The sequence below is a fragment of the Undibacterium hunanense genome (assembly GCF_014284335.1).
GTDB classification, from domain to species: domain Bacteria; phylum Pseudomonadota; class Gammaproteobacteria; order Burkholderiales; family Burkholderiaceae_D; genus Undibacterium; species Undibacterium hunanense.
Genome location: NZ_JACOGF010000013.1, coordinates 27,934 through 46,555 on the forward strand (window position 1 = coordinate 27,934; position 18,622 = coordinate 46,555).

General features: G+C 51.5%; 20 protein-coding genes and 1 riboswitch. Of the genes, 6 read left to right on the plus strand and 14 right to left on the minus strand.

Annotated elements, in window-relative coordinates:
• The first annotated feature begins 51 nt into the window (after positions 1–51).
• Positions 52–822: a substrate-binding periplasmic protein gene (locus H8L32_RS21320; RefSeq protein ID WP_186949287.1), complete on the plus strand. Its 771-nt coding sequence runs from the start codon at positions 52–54 to the stop codon at positions 820–822.
• Positions 823–847: 25 nt separating this feature from the next.
• Here the strand turns inward: H8L32_RS21320 and cobA are convergent, their stop codons facing one another.
• The 7 genes from cobA to H8L32_RS21355 are packed head-to-tail and all read right to left on the minus strand — an operon-like array spanning position 848 to position 7,658.
• On the minus strand, positions 848–1,564 hold the full coding sequence (gene cobA / locus H8L32_RS21325) for a uroporphyrinogen-III C-methyltransferase (protein ID WP_186949288.1): 717 nt from the start codon (positions 1,562–1,564) through the stop codon (positions 848–850).
• Positions 1,565–1,615: 51 nt separating this feature from the next.
• Entirely contained in the window at positions 1,616–2,932 is a 1,317-nt protein-coding gene (locus H8L32_RS21330; protein WP_186949289.1) for a sulfate adenylyltransferase subunit 1, read from the minus strand.
• Positions 2,932–3,867 carry a sulfate adenylyltransferase subunit CysD gene (gene cysD, locus H8L32_RS21335; RefSeq protein ID WP_186949290.1) on the minus strand — a complete coding sequence of 312 codons (936 nt, stop codon included), beginning with the start codon at positions 3,865–3,867 and terminating at the stop codon, positions 2,932–2,934. The genes H8L32_RS21330 and cysD overlap by 1 nt, the downstream gene beginning before the upstream one ends.
• A 12-nt stretch (positions 3,868–3,879) precedes the next feature.
• The gene (locus H8L32_RS21340) at positions 3,880–4,593 is read right to left on the minus strand and encodes a phosphoadenylyl-sulfate reductase (protein WP_186949291.1); all 714 of its coding nucleotides are present in this window, start codon (positions 4,591–4,593) and stop codon (positions 3,880–3,882) included.
• Entirely contained in the window at positions 4,590–5,111 is a 522-nt protein-coding gene (locus H8L32_RS21345) for a DUF934 domain-containing protein (protein WP_186949292.1), read from the minus strand. Before H8L32_RS21345 ends, H8L32_RS21340 begins: the two co-directional genes overlap by 4 nt.
• A gap of 17 nt (positions 5,112–5,128) precedes the next feature.
• Positions 5,129–6,835, minus strand: coding sequence for a nitrite/sulfite reductase (locus H8L32_RS21350; RefSeq protein WP_186949293.1), 1,707 nt, complete (start codon positions 6,833–6,835; stop codon positions 5,129–5,131).
• A gap of 49 nt (positions 6,836–6,884) precedes the next feature.
• Entirely contained in the window at positions 6,885–7,658 is a 774-nt protein-coding gene (locus H8L32_RS21355) for a sulfite exporter TauE/SafE family protein (RefSeq protein ID WP_186949294.1), read from the minus strand.
• 555 nt (positions 7,659–8,213) lie between these two features.
• Positions 8,214–8,418: riboswitch (FMN riboswitch) on the plus strand.
• 105 nt (positions 8,419–8,523) lie between these two features.
• Between H8L32_RS21355 and ribB the strand changes: the two genes are divergently transcribed.
• The 3 genes from ribB to H8L32_RS21370 all read left to right on the plus strand — a co-directional run bounded on the left by ribB (position 8,524) and on the right by H8L32_RS21370 (position 10,692).
• Positions 8,524–9,207, plus strand: coding sequence for a 3,4-dihydroxy-2-butanone-4-phosphate synthase (ribB, locus tag H8L32_RS21360; protein WP_329605217.1), 684 nt, complete (start codon positions 8,524–8,526; stop codon positions 9,205–9,207).
• Between the two features lie 63 nt (positions 9,208–9,270).
• Complete coding sequence (locus H8L32_RS21365; protein WP_186949296.1) at positions 9,271–9,465, plus strand: hypothetical protein; 195 nt, start codon at positions 9,271–9,273, stop codon at positions 9,463–9,465.
• 303 nt (positions 9,466–9,768) lie between these two features.
• Positions 9,769–10,692, plus strand: coding sequence for a methyltransferase domain-containing protein (locus tag H8L32_RS21370; RefSeq protein ID WP_186949297.1), 924 nt, complete (start codon positions 9,769–9,771; stop codon positions 10,690–10,692).
• 107 nt (positions 10,693–10,799) lie between these two features.
• Here the strand turns inward: H8L32_RS21370 and H8L32_RS21375 are convergent, their stop codons facing one another.
• Entirely contained in the window at positions 10,800–11,255 is a 456-nt protein-coding gene (locus tag H8L32_RS21375) for a hypothetical protein (protein ID WP_186949298.1), read from the minus strand.
• Positions 11,256–11,314: 59 nt separating this feature from the next.
• Complete coding sequence (gene yiaA, locus H8L32_RS21380) at positions 11,315–11,755, minus strand: inner membrane protein YiaA (protein ID WP_186949299.1); 441 nt, start codon at positions 11,753–11,755, stop codon at positions 11,315–11,317.
• A gap of 263 nt (positions 11,756–12,018) precedes the next feature.
• On the opposite strand from yiaA, the gene H8L32_RS21385 reads away from it, so the two are divergent.
• Complete coding sequence (locus H8L32_RS21385; RefSeq protein WP_186949300.1) at positions 12,019–12,963, plus strand: peptidylprolyl isomerase; 945 nt, start codon at positions 12,019–12,021, stop codon at positions 12,961–12,963.
• A gap of 98 nt (positions 12,964–13,061) precedes the next feature.
• On the opposite strand, the gene H8L32_RS21390 is transcribed toward H8L32_RS21385, so the two are convergent.
• The 5 genes from H8L32_RS21390 to aat all read right to left on the minus strand — a co-directional run bounded on the left by H8L32_RS21390 (position 13,062) and on the right by aat (position 17,191).
• Positions 13,062–13,403 carry a hypothetical protein gene (locus H8L32_RS21390; protein WP_186949301.1) on the minus strand — a complete coding sequence of 114 codons (342 nt, stop codon included), beginning with the start codon at positions 13,401–13,403 and terminating at the stop codon, positions 13,062–13,064.
• A 147-nt stretch (positions 13,404–13,550) separates the two neighbouring features.
• Entirely contained in the window at positions 13,551–14,594 is a 1,044-nt protein-coding gene (locus H8L32_RS21395) for an aldo/keto reductase (protein ID WP_186949302.1), read from the minus strand.
• Between the two features lie 19 nt (positions 14,595–14,613).
• Positions 14,614–15,660, minus strand: coding sequence for a quinone-dependent dihydroorotate dehydrogenase (locus H8L32_RS21400; protein WP_186949303.1), 1,047 nt, complete (start codon positions 15,658–15,660; stop codon positions 14,614–14,616).
• An 86-nt stretch (positions 15,661–15,746) separates the two neighbouring features.
• Complete coding sequence (locus H8L32_RS21405; RefSeq protein ID WP_186949304.1) at positions 15,747–16,478, minus strand: arginyltransferase; 732 nt, start codon at positions 16,476–16,478, stop codon at positions 15,747–15,749.
• The gene (gene aat / locus H8L32_RS21410) at positions 16,475–17,191 is read right to left on the minus strand and encodes a leucyl/phenylalanyl-tRNA--protein transferase (protein ID WP_186949305.1); all 717 of its coding nucleotides are present in this window, start codon (positions 17,189–17,191) and stop codon (positions 16,475–16,477) included. Before aat ends, H8L32_RS21405 begins: the two co-directional genes overlap by 4 nt.
• 188 nt (positions 17,192–17,379) lie before the next feature.
• Here aat and H8L32_RS21415 point away from each other — a divergent pair, with 188 nt between their 5' ends.
• A complete protein-coding gene (locus H8L32_RS21415; RefSeq protein WP_186949306.1) occupies positions 17,380–18,582 on the plus strand; it encodes an ammonium transporter in 1,203 nt (400 codons plus the stop codon).
• Positions 18,583–18,622: the final 40 nt, after the last annotated feature.

Genomic DNA, 18,622 nt, shown 5'->3' on the forward strand with positions numbered 1-18,622 from the left:
GGCACGATTGATTGCGATTTTCTGCGCAAATATGCTAAACCCGGGGATGCCATGCATATGACATTGCTGAAACTGGCACTGAGTTCCCTTCTGTTTGCATCGCTGAATCTGGTGGCACCTGCCAGTCAGGCCGCCCGGGTACTGGCGGTAGGTACCGAATTTGCCAGCGTATTTGAACGCAATGCTGCTGGTGAATACACTGGGCTGGGCGCAGACATACTGCGCGCGCTGGCGAAGCAGAATGGTGATGACATCCGGTTTGAAATCTACCCCTGGGCCAGGGCACAGTGGATGGTTGAAAATGAACAGGCACAGATACTGATAGGTCCGTACAGGACAACAGAAAGAGAAGGCAAATTTGCCTTTGCCAAAAGAGCCTTTTATCGTGACCTGATCGTGCTCTACGTTCGCAAGGGATCAGACCTGAGTTGGGATGGCAATTACGCCAGCTTGCACGGCCCCAGGCTGGGTGTCATCAATGGCTGGATATATGGCGCGCAATTTGAAAGCATGCGCTCTGGTATCAAGCCGGTGCTGGCAAATACGCTTACCAACGGTCTGAACATGTTACTGGCAAAAAGGGTGGATTTTCTGGCCACAAATATACGCAATACCGAAGCCGCCATGAAAGCCATGGGCATCAGTAATGAACTGCAGATGATAGAGCCGCTTATGGATATCCAGGATGGCTATCTGGCTTACTGCAAGAATGCCGGTTGCGAGCAACTGCGTAGCCGTTACGATGAACTATACGAACAGCTAAGAACAGGTGGTGTCCTGCAACTGATGGCGCGCAAGCAGGGCGTCAGATTGCCGCCCTGAAGATTCTTGAGTAGTAGTCAAGATATCAGGATGATTTGCGTGCCCGCATCGCTTCACCCATCATGACAAGCACAGGTCCGGTACTGCCGGGCAGGCCATTGGCCAGATCATTCAGGCTCATGGCCTGACTGCATTCATCTGGGCGGCTGCAATTTTCAATAATGATGACAGGCAGATTGCCAGGGAAATTGGCGGTCAGCATGCGCTGCGCAGTCAACATGGCTTCCTTGCCGCCCATATACTGCACCAGGGTGTCACATTCGGGTATGCGGGTGTCGGCAGTTTCGCCAGGGGCGGTACTTGATGTGAACAGGGCGACGCTGCGGGCGATGCCACGCTTGGTCAGTGGCTGGCGCACGCTGGCAGCCGCCGCCAGGGCGGTGGTAATGCCGGGCACGATTTCATAGGTAACGCCAGCAGATTCCAGTGCCGTCAGTTCTTCGTCGGCACGCCCAAACAGCATGGGGTCCCCCCCTTTGAGGCGCACTACCAACTGATATTTAGTGGCAGATTCCAGCATCTGCTGATTGATATGCTCTTGCGCCGCTGAGCGTTGTCCGCTGCGTTTGCCTACCGGGATTTTGACAGCCTGCGGACACAGTTCCAGCATTTCAGATGTGACCAGTGCATCGTACAGCACCACGTCTGCTGCTGCCAGCAGACGGGCACCCCGTACGGTAATCAGATCTGCCGCACCGGGGCCGGCCCCGATCAGATAGACCTTGCCTGTTGCTGTATTCACTGCTGTACTCGTCACTGTATTTGTCAACGTATTTACCACTGTATTTACACTTCAGCCAATACGTATCATACCTGCCGCGACGGTCTGATGGGTCACTTCATCAATGAGGATGAAGGCACCAGTAGAACGCAAGTCCCGATAATCATCCGCAGCCAGTGCCTGGGCAACGTTCAGTGTTACAGTCGCAATATCATTCAGTTTGAGGCTGTCTGCAGGGCGACGTTCCTGGGTATTGATATCCAGCAGGGTGTCAATGGCCGTTACCCTGGCAGCAATTTGTCTGGTGGTATGTTTCAGCCAGTATTTGCGACGGATGTCCAGCGCATCTTCTGACAGCCAGCACAAATCGGCATTCACGGTTTTCAGCAGGGTTGCCGGGCGATCTGCACCCACCAGCATGTCACCGCGTGAAATATCAACATACTCATCCAGCAAGATCGTGACCGACTGACCGACGACAGCAGTATCCAGCGATGTATCCAGTGTCAGAATATCTTTGACAGTGGCAGTCTGGCCACCAGGCTGCACCAATAATTTGTCGCCCTTGCTGACTTTACCTGCTTCGATACGACCCATATAACCACGGAAATCATTTGCTTCATGGCCATTGTGACGCGCTACCAGTTGTACCGGGAAGCGGAAGGGTTCGTCATGGCAGGCGTCATACACGCTCAATGATTCCAGCAGTTCAATCAGGGTTGGTCCCTTGTACCATGCCAGTTTGTCGCTGGCCGTCACCACATTGTCACCCGCGAGGGCAGACAAGGGAATAGGGCGGATGTTCTTCAAACCCAGTTGATCTGCAAATGCCTGATAGGCAGCGATGATGCGGTCATACACGGTCTGGTCATAGTCGATCAGATCCATTTTGTTGACGGCTACAATGACATGTTCTATCTGCAGCAAATGGGCAATGGTGGAATGGCGTTTGGTTTGCGTCAGTAAATCCACACTGCCATCATCATTCAGCTTGACCTTGGAAACGTCGATCAGAATGATCACCGCATCTGCCGTTGATGCGCCGGTCACCATATTGCGCGTGTACTGTTCATGGCCAGGTGTATCAGCAATGATGAACTTGCGTTTTGGTGTGGCGAAATAGCGATAGGCTACATCAATGGTGATGCCTTGTTCACGTTCAGCTTCCAGGCCATCTGTCAGCAAAGACAGGTCTATGGTATCGCCGACGGTACGCTTGTGTTTGGCGCGTGAAATGGCATCCAGCTGGTCGGCAAAAATACCCTTGCTGTCAAACAGCAGGCGACCGATCAAGGTGCTTTTGCCATCATCCACTGAACCCGCCGTGATGAAGCGCAACAGGCCACGTTCTCTACCAACGGTGGCAGTCAATTGTTCTACGGCGTTCATTAGAAATATCCTTCTTTTTTACGTTTTTCCATCGATGCTTCTGATGTCTGGTCATCCATGCGGGTAGCGCCACGCTCGGTAATCTGGGTGATAGCGGTTTCGGCGATGATGGCTTCAACCGTTGCAGCGTCAGATGATACCGGGCAGGTGCAGGAAATATCACCCACCGTGCGGAAGCGCACGATCTGGGTTTCTACCGTTTCACCGGCACGTGGTGGCGTCAGGTCCGTCAGCGGTACCAGTAAGCCATTGCGCGGGATGACCTGACGTTCATGAGCGAAATAAATCTGTGGCAGTTCGAGTTTTTCACGGGCTATGTATTGCCATACGTCGAGCTCGGTCCAGTTTGAGATAGGGAAGACGCGCATGTTTTCACCAGCGTGCACGCGGGTGTTATACAGATCCCACAATTCCGGGCGTTGTGCTTTCGGATTCCATTGGCCAAATTCATCACGGAAAGAGAAAATTCTTTCCTTGGCGCGTGCTTTTTCTTCATCACGACGGGCACCACCTATGCAGGCGTCAAATTTATGCTCAGCAATGGTTTCCAGCAAGGTCACGGCTTGTGCCGCATTGCGTGAATCCGTTGCCGGATTGCGCAGACGCACCGTACCACGGCGTATCGATTCTTCGACCGAACCAACGATCAGACGTTCACCCAGTTCGGCTACGCGCTTGTCGCGAAAGGCAATGACTTCTGGGAAGTTGTGGCCAGTGTCAATATGCACCAGCGGGAAAGGGAATTTACCCGGGCGGAAAGCCTTTTCTGCCAGACGCAGCAAGACGATAGAGTCTTTGCCACCGGAAAACAGCAGGGCAGGGTTGCTGCATTCGGCCGCGACTTCACGCATGATATGGATGGCTTCGGATTCCAGCCAATCCAGGTGGCGATTGCTCGCAGCATCAATAAAATGGTTTTCCACGACAGTATTCATGATTTTTCTTCTTCAGACAGCTTGTTTAATTCGGATCAGTTTGCCATCAACTACATGCAGGCCACATTCCTTGGAATCGGGGTTTTCCCACCACCATCGCCCAGCCCGTACATCTTCACCTGGCTGTATCGCGCGGGTGCAGGGTTCACAGCCTATCGACGGATATCCTTTATCGTGCAGAGGATTGTAAGGCACATTGTTGCTTCTGAGATAGTGCCAGACATCGTCTTCTGACCAATCCGCCAAAGGATTGAACTTTTGCAGGCCATGGCTGGCATCATCTTCTTGCACAGCCAGTTCGGTACGGGTAGCCGACTGCGCACGGCGCTGACCCGTGACCCAGGCCTTGTTGCCTGCGAGGGCGCGTTTCAGCGGTTCCACCTTGCGTATGCGGCAGCATTCCTTGCGCATTTCCACGCTGTCGTAAAAAGCATTCAGGCCATGCTGGCTGACATAATTTTCTACCGCAGCGGCATCAGGCTTGAACAGCGTTATTTCTGTGCCATAAATTTCTTTGACTTTATCCAGCATACCCAGGGTTTCTGCATGCAGGCGTCCGGTTTCCAGCGAGAAAATCGAGATATTCAGTTTCTTGCGCAAAATCAGATCAGTCAGCACCATATCCTCTGCTGCCAGACTGGAAGCAAATACGGCTGGTTGAAAGTCGTTGGCGATTCTTTCCAATATAGCCTGTGTTGCGGAAAGACGCTCCTGAAAATCACTCATGCTTCAGCTCCTGTGCGTTCAGCACGACGGAACAAAGGATTCTTTTCATCCCACGAGGTCTGGTATTTTTCAGAAAAATCGGTCAGGCCCTTGATGGCGTCATGGATATTCTTGTCTTCACGAGTGGCAAAAGCATTGAAGCCCACACGCTGCATGTAAAACAACTGGTCACGCAAGACATCGCCGATGGCGCGCAATTCACCAGTGAAGTTGAAGCGTGAGCGCAGGTTATAGGCGATGGAATAACCACGGCCATCTGCAAATTTTGGGAAGTCCACAGCAAGCAGGCTAAAGCGGCTGATGTCTTCTTTTAATTCTTTTGCCTGCTCATCGCTGCTGAACCACACAGCAATATCAGTACGGTTCAACAGGCTTTCGCGTTGCAGCAACCATACTTTCAGCGGGATGATGACTTTGCCTGCGGGTACGCTGATGGCATCCGGGGTTTCACTCTCTGTCAGGCGCAGTACTGTCCAGTCGTCGCTGACGATGGCTTTATCTTTAATAATTTCTCGCATGATGCACTTTCTTTATTTCAGTAGCTGACAGCAGTACCGGCGTCTTCACCATGATGTTCATTGGTACGTATCGGCGTTGCATACACAAATTCCTTGAATGGCGCGATGCCCAGGCGTTGTGCAGTATCGATGAAACGTTCGTTTTCGAGACGGTCACGCACATACACCTGAATGATGCGGTCTATCACTTCCGGCATTTGTCCGGCAGCGAAAGACGGGCCAATAATCTTGCCTATGGCCGAGCTATTGCCTTGTGCGCCACCGATGGATACCTGGTAAAACTCGCTACCGTCTTTGTCCACACCCAGAATGCCGATATTGCCGACATGGTGGTGACCGCAGGCATTGATACAGCCAGACATATTCAATTCGATGTCGCCGATATCATGCAGATAATCAAGATCGTTGAAGCGGTCCGTGATATCCAGTGCGATAGGAATGGATTTGGCATTCGCCAGTGCGCAAAAGTCACCGCCAGGGCAGCAGATCATGTCCGTCAGCAAACCGATATTCGGTGTCGCCAGGCCATGGGCCTTGGCTTCTTGCCAAACGGTAAACAGGTCTGCGACTTTGACATCAGCCAGTACCAGGTTTTGCTCATGCGTGACACGCAGTTCGCCAAAACTGTATTGGTCAGACAGATCGGCAATGAAATCCATTTGTTCAGAACTGGCATCTCCCGGCGGTACGCCTGGCTTCTTCAGTGACAAGACCACAGCCGCATAGCCAGCCACCTTATGTGGTTTGACATTGCGTTTGACCCAGTTGGCGAAGGATTTATTGTCTTGCAAATGCTGCTCATAAGCGGCATCTTGCGCAGGCAGGTTTTCATAGTCTGGCGTCGTGAAATAGCTGGCCACGCGTTTCAATTCAGCTTCTGTCAAAGTAGCCGGGCCATCCTTGATGTCTTGCCATTCTTCTTCTACCTGGCGACCAAATTCTTCAGCGCCGATCGCTTTCACCAGTATCTTGATACGTGCTTTGTAGATATTGTCGCGACGACCGTACTGGTTATAGATACGCAATATCGCTTCCAGGTAGGTCATGACATGCTTCCATGGCAGGAAATCACGTATCACGCTGCCCAGAATAGGGGTACGACCCATGCCGCCACCCACCATGACCTTGAAGCCGACTTCGCCAGCTTCGTTGTGCACCACAGTCAGGCCGATATCATGCACGGCAATGGCGGCGCGGTCTTCTTTGGCACCATTGATGGCGATCTTGAATTTACGCGGCAGATAGGCAAATTCCGGATGAAAGGTAGTCCATTGACGCAGGATTTCTGCATAGGCGCGCGGATCTATCACTTCATCCGCAGCCACACCGGCAAATTCATCCGAAGTGATATTGCGCATGCAGTTACCAGAGGTCTGGATGGCATGCATTTCTACCGATGCCAGTTCTTCCAGTATGTCTGGTGTATCTTCCAGGTTGATCCAGTTGTACTGGATATTCTGACGTGTCGTAAAGTGACCATAACCACGGTCATATTTGCGGGCAATATGGGCAAACTTGCGTACCTGATTCGACGACAGCATGCCGTAAGGCACCGCCACCCGTAACATATAGGCATGGCGCTGCATGTACAGACCGTTTTGCAGACGCAAAATACGGAATTCATCTTCGCTCAATTCATTCGAAAGCCGGCGGCTAACCTGGTCGCGGAATTGTGCAATACGTTCCTTGATGATTTGGTGATCGTGCTGGTCGTAACGATACATCTTTAATTACCCATAAAATGCGTGTGTAAGTACGCGATTGCAAACAGATTCAAAGGACAAGCTTGGCAGCAACCAGAGTCAGAGTGGTTGCCAGCAGGCCACGTAAAAATTTTTCAGGTACGGCACGGGCTGCCAGGGAGCCCAGTGTGATGCCCGGCAGGGAGCCGATCAGCAGGCTGCCCAGCAAGACCCAGTCTATAGAGCCCAGCCACCAGTGTCCAAAGGCGGCAATGGCGGTCAATGGTACTGCATAGGCAATATCAGTGCCGGCGATGTGCGCAGCAGACATGCGCGGATACAGCATGACCAGCAAGGTTGCGCCTATGGCACCGGCACCGATGGAAGAAATGGTGACCAGTGTTCCCAGCACTGCACCCGAGACAATAGTCGCAATGGCCAGGTTTTTGCCTTGTAATTGCTTTTCAGGATGATTATTCAGCCAGTTCAGCATCTTGCCCTTGAACAGCAGGGCAACCACGGTCAGCAGTACGGAAACAGCAATGGAATAGCGTATGAGCTGGCCAATTTCCTTGTCCAGTGCGCCAAAATGCTTGAGGAACAAGGTAGCAACGACCGCCGCAGGCAGCGCACCGTAGCACAGCAGGCGTACCACATTCCAGTCTACCGTACCACGCAGGCGATGGGTAAAGGTGCCCGTGGCCTTGGTGATCGAAGCAAAGGCGAGATCTGTGCCCACGGCGACTGTCGGCGAGACGCCAAACAGCAGGGTAAGCAGGGGCGTCATGAGCGAGCCGCCACCGACGCCGGTCAGGCCGACCAGGGTGCCAACAGCAAATCCCGAAAATATATAGGTTAAAGTCATATGGTCTCGCGCAAAGTAGGTGCATCGTAATGAATTCAGGCTTTATTCCAAACTACTTAGTATTCATTTGCTTATATACGTATTTGATATATACAAAATCACTGACCTGATATTGTCTTTAGTTTAATTCACGAACCCGGGATAAGTGATTTAAAAGCCAGGTTAAGCAGGAAAGTTTGTACTTTTGATGTGTTTTTATCTGAATGACCGAAGCCTGCCATTGCGTCTGATATGCCCCGCACATGTATGAAGAGATCGGGACTCCTTCAAGAATGAGCATAGATGTTGCTGCGTAGAAATGCCATCTAAATCAGACAACATTTTTAACAATTGTACTTATTGGTGCTACTGCTGAGTGTTGTTAAAAATTTTGCAATAGATCAAGTTTACAGATCTGTGCGCCTGAGCCAGGTTTGAATGAATGCTTGCTCAACGCCCGTTTAAGTGATCAAACGATGTCATTGGTTTTATGTGTGAAAATGCGGTGTTTGCGCGGCCCTCGGTAAGCCCGGGAATTTTTACGTATAATCTGCATGCCGAATAATTCGGCAGGTTGTACGTCTTCAGGGCGGGGTGCAATTCCCCACCGGCGGTAAATTTGCAGTTATTTCCTTTTATGTCATGGTGATAGCTGCCGACAAGCCCGCGAGCGCTTGCAGTCAAAGGCAGATTCAGGAAGTAGCTGGATTTGTTTGCAAGGTCAGCAGATCTGGTGTGATTCCAGGGCCGACGGTCATAGTCCGGATGAGAGAAGATGCGCCTTATGCAAAGCACCTATGGTCACCACCACGGGGGCTCGCGTCTGGCTATTCGTTTTTTACTCCCTGAAACGTCTTTTGCACATTTACTTTTGCCGGAGCGTTTCATTATGTTGAATACCATTAATACCCATCCTTCTTCCAGTTCTGCTGAACCGGAAATGCTTTTCCTTAGTCCATTTGAACAACGTCTGCCCAGGGCGCTGGAAGACCTGCGCAACGGTCGCCCGGTGTTACTCATGGATGACTTTGACCGCGAAAACGAGGCGGACCTTATCGTCGCCGCCGAAAAGATCACGCTTGAATCCATGGCCAGGCTGATACGTGATTGCAGCGGCATTGTCTGTTTATGCCTGACTGACGACAAGTTGCAGCAACTCGATCTGCCCCCCATGGTCAGCAATAATGAAAGTCGCTATGGCACGGCTTTTACCGTGTCGATAGAAGCCAGGCAGGGTGTGACCACAGGTGTTTCTGCTGCTGACCGTGTCACTACCATACTGACTGCCATCGCGCCGGATGCCAGGCCTGAACATCTGGCCCGGCCTGGCCATGTCTTCCCCCTGAGAGCGGCTCCTGGCGGTGTTCTCAGCCGGCGTGGACATACCGAGGGGTCAGTTGATCTGGCTCAGATGGCGGGCTTGTCCCCGGCCGCTGTCCTGTGCGAATTGATGAATCCCGATGGCAGCATGGCCAAGGGCGAACAGATCATCGAATATGCCGTCACCCATGACATGGTGGTGCTGACAATCGATGAACTGGCACGCTATCGGGAACAAACCGGGGTGTAAAATCAGGCAAACATAAATCATATGTTCATGTCAGGAGTGACGGTTGTGCATAGAAGCAGAAAAATGTGGTTGCTGGCCACTTTGTTGACCGTCACGTTGGTGCCTGCCGCGATGCGTGCCGAACCGGCAGCCTGGTATAAATGGCGCAGCAAACTAACTGCGCATGTAGTCTGTTCCCAAACCTCGCCTGGCGAGGGCTGGGAACAGTTAAGCACCGCTTACCGTGATGCACGCTGCGAAAAGCCAAAGAAAGATTGAGGGCACAGCTTTGCAATTCATCTGGTAAATTCTTCTGCAGTTCCTCTTGCACATCACTACTTCTTTGCATAAAGTTAATTCATCGGTAAATGGCATGCCTGCATCTTTACCATAAGCAAGAATTGACGCCGATTCTTCGTTCAACTCCACGATTCGCTTCTTCATAAGCCAAGGATAATCAATCACTCGGGCCGCACGCAAAATGCTATACAGGATTGCATATTTGCCGGCGAAGAATTGACTGCCCTGCAGCACTTTTCAGACGGCAGCCACATCATGAAACCAGGAAACGAAGGAGTTACCATGTTGAACGAACGTGAGGCAGAGAGCTGCTACCTCGGTCAGTTTATTCCCCTGCAATACCATCACAATATGCTGATGGATTTGAATCGTATGGACAACTTCAAGGCGGCCATACGACGCCAGGTTTTTGAAGGTGCCAAAGTGCTGGAACTGGGCGGTGGCACTGGTGTGCTGTCCTGGTTTGCTGCGCAGGCTGCATCCAAGGTCTATTGCGTCGAATTTAACCCGGACATGGTAGATGAAGCACGTCGTTTGTTGGCCATGAACCGCGATGGCGAAAAGGTTGAAGTCATCCATGCTGATGCCTTTGAATACCTGCCGCCAGAACCTGTGGATGTTGTCATCTGCGAGATGATACACGTGGCCATGCTGCGTGAAAAACAGGTGGAAGTCATCGAGAATTTTAAAAAGCGCTATGCGGCCAAATTTGGTGGTCCACTGCCAGTGTTCATTCCTGAAGCCATCGTCATGGCGGTGCAACCCTTACAGCAGACCTATGACTTTTCAGGTTACCAGGCACCGATCATTCAATTCCAGCAGGCAGGTGTATTTTCAGCCGATACCGTGGAACTGGCACAGCCAGCCTTGTATAGCATTATCGATTTTAATCAGGACAATGAGCTGCAAATTCGCTGGGAAGGCAATTTCACCATAGAACGCGCCGGCACCGTCAGCGCCTTGCGTTTTGTCACCAAGAACATCCTGGCAGTGTTGATGGAAACCTCATCCACCATAGACTGGTTGAATAATTACATGGCCTTGCCGGTAGCACAGCCGGTGGCGGTAAAAGAGGGCGATATTCTACAAGTCAGCTTCCAGTATCGCGCAGGTGGTTCTATTGCATCCTTGCAGAATTCCATGCGTGTAGAAGTCAAATCCAGCGCATCGGCCCGCGCCCGGCATTTGTCGCTGGCATATGGTTAAACAGGTCGGCAGGTACTGATTTCACAGATATAAAAGAGCCTGTACTTGTTCATTTTTACTTGAACAAATGCAGGCTTTTTTTTAGGGTGATCCTGGTGTATGCGTATTTATTCCTGAGAAATATCTTCATTGTCCCGGGGATGCGCCAAAGCCTGTTGTATCAGTTCTTCATCACTAATCGCAGGTATTTCATCAAGTTCTTCTGGTGTCGGTTGATCCGCTAATTCAAGTGCGTGTTCACCAAGAAATGCCAGGGGAGTTTGCGTGTTCTCTGGCGCATCAGTTGGACCGATTTCGTCATTTGTCTGGTGTTCCCCACGATCATCCAGATCATATTCATTGCTGACGCCTTCACATGCCAGGGCTTGCTGCAATAAATCATCATCTGATATCGGTGGAAGCTCAGCAAGTTCCTGACCAGTTAAGTCCTCACCATCTGAATTTTGAAAAACCGGCAGACTGGCATTTGTGACTGTATCTGACGGTGTTTTTGTTTTGCCAGACTTATCCAAATTTTTTAGATAAGCAGCAAAATCGCCATTGTCTGGAGCATCATTATTCATCATCTTTAGCGTCGTTTGGTAGTCCGGATCAGCGCATCAGCAGGTGAGCGCATCAGTTTTCATGATTCATGTCCATCATGCATGGGCATGGTATCTGCGCCAGACCTGATCAGGCCCATGTCACGCACGTTTTTCTGTACCGCGACAGCGGCAAACAGGCTCAGCAAAAATGCCATGGCGAAGAAGCCTTTTTCGCTCCAGTTCAGCGTTGCATTCCATAATCCTACGCTCAGCAATAAAATCGACAGGCCCAGAGACAGCCAGCACAAACCAAAATAAATGCCGGTGACCGGTATCCCTTCCAGCTTGTCGCGCACCGATTTTTGCAGCGACACGGCAGAAAACAAGCCATACATCAGTAGCGTGAAATAATAGCCTTTTTCGTTCAATTGCATGGCTGCATTCCAGACGCCAGCCAGGTAGGTGATGCCACCGATAAACAAGGCTGCCCATGATGCGCCGACAAAGGCACCGGTTGGTTGTTGAGGCTGAGGTTTCAAGTAGGGCTCCTTCATGGTGAATGAAATTCGTCAACAAGCTTGTACCGGATTCGCCAGATTTTTGCAATATGACAAGTCAGGCTAGTGCAAAATAAGATGCGTAACGATGAAAAAATCAGCAGCAATATATCTTTTTGCACGGTGATTTTAGGTTGCCCGATATATTTTTGGTATATGGACAAAACTATTTCCTTCGCGTATGGTCTCAAATCCTTAAGCTTGCGCTTATCCCTTATTTTCCGCATCTTACCTGGAGTCAAACAATGTCTTTACGTTTTGCTGTTCCACATGCCCGAAAATTACTGATTGCCCATCTGCTTGCCAGCCTCACGGCGGCGGGTCTTGCCCAGGCTGCGCCTGTTGCTGCCAAGGCTGCACCGCTTAAATCAAAACAGACGATGGCGGATTTAATCAAGGCTTCCAGTGCGACTGACTGGCGCCCTTTGAATCCAGACAATACCTTGTATATGGAACTGGAAAAAGGCCGTGTCGTGATTGAACTGGCGCCGGATTTTGCGCCCAATCATGCACAAAACATCAAGGCACTGGTGCGGGAGGGGTATTTTGATGGCCTGGCCATCGTGCGCTCACAAGAAAATTATGTCGCGCAATGGGCAGATCCGGATGAGAAGCGGGAAATAAAAACTGCCAAACGCAAACTGGATGGTGAATTTACGGTCAAATATGCATCCAGCCTGCCTTTTACACGTTTGCCTGATGTCGATGGTTTTGCTCCGCAAGTCGGACATGCTAATGGTTTTCCGGCCGGGCGTGATCCTAAAGCAGGTACTGCGTGGCTGACCCATTGTTATGCCAGCGTTGGTGTCGCACGTGGTACGGAATCGAATAGTGGTGATGGTACTTCCCTGTATGTTGTCACCGGCCATGCGCCAAGGCAGCTGGACAGAAACATCACTGTGGTGGGTCGTGTCATGCAGGGCATGGAATTATTGACGACGCTGCCGCGTGGCAAAGGTAATCTGGGCTTTTATGAAAAAGCGGAAGAGCGCACGCCTATCAAATCCATCAAGATTGCGGCTGATGTGCCCGAAGCAGAACGCAGCAAGCTGGAAATCATACGTACGGATACTGCGACCTTCAAATCCATCGTTGAAGCACAAAGAAATCGTGGCGGCGACTGGTATAAAGTACCGGCAGGCTATATCGATCTGTGTAATGTACCAGTACCGGTACGCGCACAGAAATAAGTTGTTTGCGGTGAGTTTGGCAGGTTAAAGAAGTAAACGAGAATGCAGGCACAGAAAAATTTCTGGCCTGCATTTTTACTTTTCCACAGTGAGATTGATCAGGCAGTCTGGTCAGGCGTGCCTGCCTGTTTTGCTTTGGTAGACAGGGTAGTGACGTCAATGCCGTTTCTCATTGCTTCCAGTCCTGGTGGTTCGGCATTAAACCAAAGCCAGCCGAGATCAGTAGCGCCATTGTTGAGGCTCCATTGCTTGAATTCGCCAGTGATATACACACTGACTATGCCCAGCGCAAGAACAGCAATCATGACGATGGCAGAAAAATACGCCATTTTGAACAGCGATGCGCCAGGAAAGGCGCTGTATGCAAATGTCATCAACAATCCCATAATGGCCAGGATGCAGACGGCAAGTTTGATGATGGTGATACGCAATTGGGACATCTCGGTTCTCCGGTAAAAGGATCAATAGGCGTTTGTTGCAATTGCAACTTCATTCTACGCCATATTTACCGGATGTGTCGAATCTGCCTGACAGTAGGCAACAACGGCCCAACTGCCCGGCAGAAAGTTGCTTTACCCTGGTATTATTTATTGCCCGGGATTTTGGAGTTCTTCATGGATCTGGTTGATTCCTGCAATCAGTTCATCATTGAGACTGATTTCGAGGGCATCAATGTTTTCTTTCAATTGGGCCAGATTGGTCGCGCCGATGATGGTGCTGGCGACGAACCAGCGTGAATAGCACCAGGCCAATGCCAACTGGCTGGGTGTCAGGCCGTTGGCACGTGCCAGTTCTGCATAACGTTTGCTGGCAGCAAACACGCTGGCACGCAGGTAGCGCGGGCTCCAGCTGGGTGGGAACAGGGTCAGGCGACCAGGAGCCTGGGCATTATCCGTATATTTGGCACTGAGTTGACCAAAGGCCAGCGGGCTATAGGCCAGCAAGCCGACTTTTTCACGGTAACAGGTTTCATCCAGACCCTGTTCAAAAGAACGGTTCACCAGGTTGTAGGCATTCTGTATGCTGGCGATGCGCGGTGCACCTTGCAGGTCGGCCTGTTTGACAAATTCGCTGACACCCCAGGCACTCTCGTTTGATACGCCAAAAGCACGAATCTTGCCTTCCTTCACCAGCGCATGCAAGACAGCCACGGTATCGGCAATGGCTGTGCACGGGCGTTCCAGTTCAGGATTGAACTGTTTTTGACCAAAGATGGGAACATTGCGGCTGGGCCAGTGCAATTGATACAGATCGATATAGTCAGTCTGCAAGCGTTGTAGGCTGGTTTCTACTGCTGCGCGCAGGTTTTTTTCATTCAGGTCTGTCTCACCATTACGCATCCAGTTCATGCCGCGCGACGGGCCGGCTGCCTTGGTCGCCAGTATGATGTCACTGCGCCTGCCGGATTTTTTCAGCCAGCTGCCTATGTATTGTTCTGTCCTGCCCTGGGTTTCGGCGCGTGGCATGACGGGATACATTTCAGCCGTATCGATAAAATTGATACCGCGTTCCAGCGCATAGTCCAGCTGTTCATGTGCCTGTGCTTCGGTATTCTGTTCGCCAAAGGTCATGGTGCCCAGGCAGATCGTGCTTACATTTAACTGGCTGTCGCCTAAAAGTACTTTTTTCATAGTTGCTTTTTATCTCAATTTATTTGTTTAGCCGTATAGCGTCGGCGCATTCCTTAACCAATGCCGGTCCTTGATAAATCAGGCCAGAATACAATTGAACCAGTGCCACACCCGCCTGCATTTTCGTCACCGCATCGGCGCCAGAGAAAATTCCGCCCACACCGATGATGGGCAATTCATTTCCCAGTTCTGCCTTCAGGGCACGTATGACGCGATTGGATGCTTCAAACACCGGTTTGCCCGACAGGCCGCCAGCTTCTTCTGCATGCGGCAAGCCTTGCACCGCGTCACGGGTAATCGTGGTGTTGGTGGCGATGACCCCATCGAGCTTGTGGCGCAGCAGGGCTTCGGCAATGGTCTTGATCTGTTCTGCATCAATATCCGGTGCAATTTTAAGTGCAACCGGCACATAGCGCTTGTGCTCGTCTGCCAGACGCAATTGGGCTTCCTTTAATTGTGACAGCAAGGCATCCAGCTCGCTGGCACCCTGCAATTGCCGCAGATTCTTGGTGTTGGGTGAAGAGATGTTCACCGTCACATAACTGGCATAAGGGTAGACCCTGGACAGACAATGCAGGTAATCGTCGGCTGCGCGTTCTATCGGCGTGTCAGCATTTTTACCTATGTTTAACCCCAATACGCCTTGCTTGTCCTGATAAAAGCGTGATGCCTGTACGTTGTTGACAAAGGCATCCACACCACTGTTATTGAAACCCATGCGGTTGATGATGGCTTCAGCCTGCGGCAGGCGAAACATGCGCGGCTTGGGATTGCCCGCCTGCGCCCGTGGCGTCACTGTGCCGATTTCAATGGAGCCAAAACCCAGCGCTGCCAGGCCATCAATGTAAGCGCCATCCTTATCCAGGCCAGCAGCCAGGCCGACAGGGTTGGGGAAACGTACGCCCATGACCGTGCGTGCGTCATCGGTGGGTTTGCTGCCCAGCAGGCCACCCAGGCCCAGTTTGCTGGCACGTTGCAGTGCGGGTAAGGTCAGGTGATGTGCATTTTCCGGGTCCATGGCAAACAGGGCAGGGCGGACCAGAGAATAAAGAAGTTTCGCGGACATGAAATTATGAGGGGAATAAAAGGTGAAAAAATAATGATGGTGAATGTGGCGGATGCACAGGCCTGCATCGGACGATCAATAACGCGTCAAACCTCGCGCAATGTCTGCCAGCGTCCCTGCATCAAGGCATCCAGTGGCCGGAAATTGGTTTTGTAAGCCATCTTGGGGCTGGCCGCAATCCAGTAACCCAGATACACATACGGCAGCTTCAACAGCCGGGTTTGCTCTATCTGCCACAGTACATTGTAGGTACCGTAAGATGCCGACATATCGTCCGGGTCATAAAAGGTGTAGACCGAAGACAGGCCATCAGTCAGTACGTCGATAATGCTGACCATGCGCAAGACCTGCTGCTCATCCCTGAACTCGACCAGGCGGGTATTCACACGGCTTTGCAGCAGGAATTGCGCATACTGGTCACGGCTGTCATGATCCATGCCACCACCGGCATGGCGTTCGCCCTGATAGCGCTGGTAGAGTTCATAATGTTCTTGCGCATAGCTGAGGCTGGTGACACGCGCAGTCAGCCCGGTATGTTTTTTCCAGGCGCGACGCTGGCTGCGGTTGGTTTCAAATTCCTGCACACGTATGCGTACCGGCGTGCACGCCTGGCAGGTATCGCAATGCGGCCTATAGATGAAAATGCCACTGCGCCGGAAACCACTTTTCACCAGTTCTGAATACGCATCCGCATTGATCAGATGGGCAGGCGTTGCTACCTGCGAGCGCGCCTGCAAGCCTTCCAGATAACTGCAAGGGTAGGGCGCTGTCGCATAAAACTGTATGCTGGCGAAAGGTAGCTCGTTTAGTTGGGTCACAGACTGATCTTGTTGGTGATGGTCCAATTGCTAATGGCTGGCAGGGCGGTGGCATGTTCCAGTCGGCGCAAAAACTCGCTGCGTGCAATCGGTTTTGCGCCCAGAGATGCCAGATGCCCTGTCTCTTGCTGGCAGTCTATCATTTTCACGTCATGTTCACGCAAGAAAAATACCAGATGGGTCAGCGCTATTTTGGATGCGTCGGTAACCCTGGCAAACATGGATTCACCATAGAACATGCGCCCTATGCAAACACCATACGCCCCGCCCACCAGTTCACCATCCAGCCACACCTCTGCCGAATGGGCATACCCCTGTTTGTGCAAATCACAATAACCCGCCACGATGCCTTCTGAAATCCAGGTGCCTTCCCTGTCTTTGCGTGGTGCTGCACAGGCGCGCATGACCTGTTCAAAGGCGGTATCAAAGCGTAGCTGCCAGCGGTCATCCTTGCTGACCTGGCGCAGGCGTTTTTTCAGACTGGCGGATACCTTAAAGTCTTGCACTTGTAACACCATGCGCGGGTCGGTAGACCACCAGAGTATTGGCTGCCCTTCAGAAAACCACGGGAAAATACCATTCCGGTAGGCATACAGCAGGCGGCTGGCCGATAAATCAGCGCCCGCTGCCAGCAAACCTGCGGCACCGTCTTTCTCTGTCAGCGCCGTGCTGGGGTGGGGGAAGGGGCTATCCGTTTCCAGCCAGGGGATCACGCTGCCATCCCATGGGTATGCACCAAAAAAACGCCATCTTTCGGTGCGCAGAAGTGCAAGAGAAAACCGCTCAAACTTAAATTCTTCATTAAATCAATCACTTATCAATTTGCACCAAATTGGAATGTATTTTGCTTTATCAGTGCACCACATCCATAAATCTGCACTTTTATTGGGAGACTTTTTGCATGACTGCACAAAATAGTAGCGCCGATGCATTGTTTATCTTGCTGGGCGCCATCATGATTCTAGCAATGCATGCTGGCTTTGCGTTTTTAGAATTAGGCACGGTACGCAAGAAAAACCAGGTCAATGCCCTGGTCAAGATACTTGTTGATTTTGCCGTATCCACCATTGCCTACTTCTTTGTGGGTTATACCGTCGCTTATGGCGTACAGTTTTATTCCGGTGCCGAGCTGCTGGTTGCCAAAAACGGTTTTGAACTGGTCAAATTCTTTTTCTTGCTGACCTTTGCCGCTGCCATACCTGCCATTATCTCAGGTGGTATTGCCGAACGGGCAAAATTCCATCCACAACTGATTGCTACCGCCTTGCTGGTCGGTATTTTGTATCCCTTCTTTGAAGGCATCGCCTGGAACCAGCGTTTCGGCATACAGGCCTGGCTGAAGGCTGCATTTTCTCAAGAATTTCATGATTTTGCCGGTTCTGTCGTTGTGCATGCCTTTGGTGGCTGGGTTGCCTTGCCCGCCGTCCTGCTGCTGGGCGCACGTCGTGGCCGGTATATGAAAAATGGCGCGATTGCCGCTCATCCGCCTTCCAGCATTCCTTTCCTGGCCCTGGGTGCATGGATACTGACGGTAGGCTGGTTCGGCTTCAACGTCATGAGTGCACAAACGCTGGACAAAATGAATGGCCTGGTTGCCATTAATTCCCTCATGGCCATGGTCGGCGGTACGCTGGTAGCGTTCTTGATGGGCAAGAATGACCCCGGCTTCGTCTATAACGGCCCGCTGGCTGGCCTGGTGGCGGTCTGTGCCGGTTCCGACCTTATGCATCCGCTGGGTGCACTTGTCACCGGTGGCATCGCTGGTGCCATCTTTGTCTGGATGTTTACCTGGACCCAGAATAAATGGAAGGTGGACGATGTTTTGGGTGTCTGGCCTCTGCATGGTCTGTGCGGTGCCTGGGGTGGTATCGCCGCCGGTATTTTCGGCATGAAGTCTTTGGGCGGTCTGGGTGGCGTCAGCTTCATGTCGCAACTGCTGGGCACCTTGATGGGTGTGGCGATTGCGTTTGCTGGCGGCTATGTCATCTATGCCAGTCTGAAGAAACTCATAGGCATACGCCTGGACCCGGAAGAAGAATTTGAAGGTGCAGATTTGTCTATCCACAAAATTTCATCCACTGCTGAACGCGAAACCAGTTGGTAAGAAACGACGAAAAAAATGGGCGATCAATTCATTCAATTCG

Coding starts and splice junctions, on each gene's coding strand:
- H8L32_RS21340 (WP_186949291.1), bottom strand. CDS start 4,593: ATGAGTGATTTTCAGGAGCGTCTTTCCGCAACACAGGCTATATTGGAA.
- H8L32_RS21415 (WP_186949306.1), top strand. CDS start 17,380: ATGACTGCACAAAATAGTAGCGCCGATGCATTGTTTATCTTGCTGGGC.
- H8L32_RS21365 (WP_186949296.1), top strand. CDS start 9,271: ATGTGGTTGCTGGCCACTTTGTTGACCGTCACGTTGGTGCCTGCCGCG.
- H8L32_RS21350 (WP_186949293.1), bottom strand. CDS start 6,835: ATGTATCGTTACGACCAGCACGATCACCAAATCATCAAGGAACGTATT.
- cysD (WP_186949290.1), bottom strand. CDS start 3,867: ATGAATACTGTCGTGGAAAACCATTTTATTGATGCTGCGAGCAATCGC.
- H8L32_RS21395 (WP_186949302.1), bottom strand. CDS start 14,594: ATGAAAAAAGTACTTTTAGGCGACAGCCAGTTAAATGTAAGCACGATC.
- H8L32_RS21370 (WP_186949297.1), top strand. CDS start 9,769: ATGTTGAACGAACGTGAGGCAGAGAGCTGCTACCTCGGTCAGTTTATT.
- H8L32_RS21400 (WP_186949303.1), bottom strand. CDS start 15,660: ATGTCCGCGAAACTTCTTTATTCTCTGGTCCGCCCTGCCCTGTTTGCC.
- H8L32_RS21320 (WP_186949287.1), top strand. CDS start 52: ATGCATATGACATTGCTGAAACTGGCACTGAGTTCCCTTCTGTTTGCA.
- H8L32_RS21375 (WP_186949298.1), bottom strand. CDS start 11,255: ATGAATAATGATGCTCCAGACAATGGCGATTTTGCTGCTTATCTAAAA.
- H8L32_RS21385 (WP_186949300.1), top strand. CDS start 12,019: ATGTCTTTACGTTTTGCTGTTCCACATGCCCGAAAATTACTGATTGCC.
- H8L32_RS21390 (WP_186949301.1), bottom strand. CDS start 13,403: ATGTCCCAATTGCGTATCACCATCATCAAACTTGCCGTCTGCATCCTG.
- H8L32_RS21355 (WP_186949294.1), bottom strand. CDS start 7,658: ATGACTTTAACCTATATATTTTCGGGATTTGCTGTTGGCACCCTGGTC.
- H8L32_RS21345 (WP_186949292.1), bottom strand. CDS start 5,111: ATGCGAGAAATTATTAAAGATAAAGCCATCGTCAGCGACGACTGGACA.
- H8L32_RS21330 (WP_186949289.1), bottom strand. CDS start 2,932: ATGAACGCCGTAGAACAATTGACTGCCACCGTTGGTAGAGAACGTGGC.